Below are 2,111 nucleotides of genomic sequence, written 5' to 3' on the forward strand. Positions count from 1 at the left end.
GATCCGGCCGGTGCGCGTCGCCTCGCCCGGCCCGGGTGAGGTGCTGGTGCGTACCCGCTTCTCCGGCGTCAGCCGCGGCACCGAGACGATCGTGTTCACCGGCCGTGTCCCGGCCGACCAGCACGCCGCCATGCGCGCGCCGTTCCAGGAGGGCGACTTCCCCGCCCCGGTGAAGTACGGCTACCTCAACGTCGGCACGGTCGAGGCCGGCGACGAGCGGCTGCTCGGCCGTACCGTCTTCTGCCTCTACCCGCACCAGAGCGCGTACGTGGTCCCGGCCGACGCCGTGACCGTCGTGCCGGACGGCGTGCCGGCGCAGCGCGCGGTGCTGGCCGGCACCGTGGAGACCGCGGTGAACGCGCTGTGGGACGCCGCGCCGCTGGTCGGCGACCGGGTCACGGTGATCGGCGGCGGGATGGTCGGCTGCGCGGTCACCGCGCTGCTGGCCCGCTTCCCCGGCGTCCGGGTCGAGCTGGTCGACGCCGACCCGGCCCGCGCCGACGTGGCCGCCGCGCTCGGCGCCGACTTCGCCGCGCCCGCCGACGCGGCCGGCGGTCGCGACCTGGTGGTGCACGCCAGCGCCACCGCCGACGGGCTGCAGCGCGGCCTGGAGCTGCTGCGTCCCGAGGGCACCGTGCTGGAGCTGAGCTGGTACGGCGACCGGCCGGTCACGCTCGCGCTCGGCGGCGCGTTCCACTCCCGACGGCTGCGCATCCGCAGCAGCCAGGTCGGCACGGTGTCGCCCCGGCGCGCCGACCGCAGCTACGCCGACCGGCTCGCCCTAGCCCTGGACCTGCTCGCCGACCCGGCGTTCGACGCGCTGCTCACCGGCCGGTCCCGCTTCGACGACCTGCCCGACGTGCTGGACCGGCTCGCCTCGGGCCGGCTGCCGGCGCTGTGCCATCTCATCACCTACGGCGAGGAGTGAACGTGTTCAGCGTGACCGTCCGGGACCACATCATGGTCGCCCACAGCTTCCGCGGCGAGGTGTTCGGCCCGGCCCAGCGGCTGCACGGCGCGACGTTCGTCGTCGACGCCACGTTCCGCCGGCCGGAGCTGGACGACGACGGGATCGTGGTCGACATCGGGCTGGCCACCGAGCAGCTCAAGGCCGTGCTCGGCGAGCTGAACTACCGCAATCTCGACGACGAGTCCGCCTTCACCGGGGTGAACACCACCACCGAGGTGCTGGCCCGTACGGTGGCCGACCGGCTCGCCGACGCGGTGACGGCCGGCCGGCTGGGGGAGGGGGCGCGCGGCCTGACCGGGATCACCGTCACCCTGCACGAGTCACACATCGCCTGGGCGAGCTACGAGCGGTCGCTCTGACCGGATGAGCGTCGTCCACGTGGTGCTGCCGGGTGACATCGACGACCCGGCGGACCCCAGCGGCGGCAACGCCTACGACCGGCACGTCTGTCGTGGCCTGGCCGGACGCGGCTGGACGGTCCGGGAACACCAGGTGCCCGGCGGCTGGCCGCACCCCGGGCCACGCGAGCGCGCCGACCTGGCCGGACTGCTCGGCGGGCTGCCCGACGGCGCGACGGTGCTGCTCGACGGCCTGGTCGCCTCCACCGTGCCGGACGTGCTCGCCCCGCACGCCGCGCGGCTGCGCCTGGTGATCCTCGTGCACCTGCCGATCGAGGGGGAGACCGAGGCGCGGGCGCTGGCGGCGGCCAGCGCAGTGGTAGCCACCAGCGAGTGGACCCGCGGCCGGCTGCTCGACCGCTACCGGCTGCGCCCCGAACTGGTGACGGCCGCCCCACCCGGCGTCGACCCGGCGCCCGTCGCCCCCGGCACGCCCGGCGGTGGGCGGCTGCTCTGCGTCGCCGCCGTCACGGCGGTCAAGGGCCACGACGTGCTCGCCGCCGCGCTCGCCGAGGTGGCGGACCTGAACTGGACCTGCGACTGGGTGGGACCGCTGGAGCGGGACCGGCCCTTCGCCGACCGGATGCGCGGGCGGCTCGCCGCCGAGGGTCTGGGCGCCCGGGTCCGGCTCACCGGCCCCCGTACCGGGCCGGACCTGGCCGCCACCTACGCCGCCGCCGATCTGCTGGTTCAGCCCTCGCGACAGGAGACGTACGGGATGGTGGTCACCGAGGCGCTGGCCC

At 75.9% G+C, this 2,111-nt stretch carries 3 protein-coding genes; all 3 read left to right on the forward strand.

Features of this window, described 5'->3' with window-relative positions; all coding sequences use genetic code 11:
* Position 1 precedes the first annotated feature (1 nt).
* Positions 2-928 carry a zinc-binding alcohol dehydrogenase gene (locus KBX39_RS29640; RefSeq protein ID WP_312247514.1) on the forward strand — a complete coding sequence of 309 codons (927 nt, stop codon included), beginning with the start codon at positions 2-4 and terminating at the stop codon, positions 926-928.
* 2 nt (positions 929-930) lie between these two features.
* The gene (locus KBX39_RS29645; RefSeq protein WP_043323437.1) at positions 931-1,329 is read left to right on the forward strand and encodes a 6-carboxytetrahydropterin synthase; all 399 of its coding nucleotides are present in this window, start codon (positions 931-933) and stop codon (positions 1,327-1,329) included.
* A gap of 4 nt (positions 1,330-1,333) precedes the next feature.
* Positions 1,334-2,111: glycosyltransferase family 4 protein (locus tag KBX39_RS29650; protein ID WP_210873695.1), on the forward strand; the 778-nt coding region annotated here is incomplete at its 3' end.

This window comes from Micromonospora sp. D75, from assembly GCF_018070405.1.
Taxonomy (GTDB): Bacteria; Actinomycetota; Actinomycetes; order Mycobacteriales; family Micromonosporaceae; genus Micromonospora; species Micromonospora chalcea.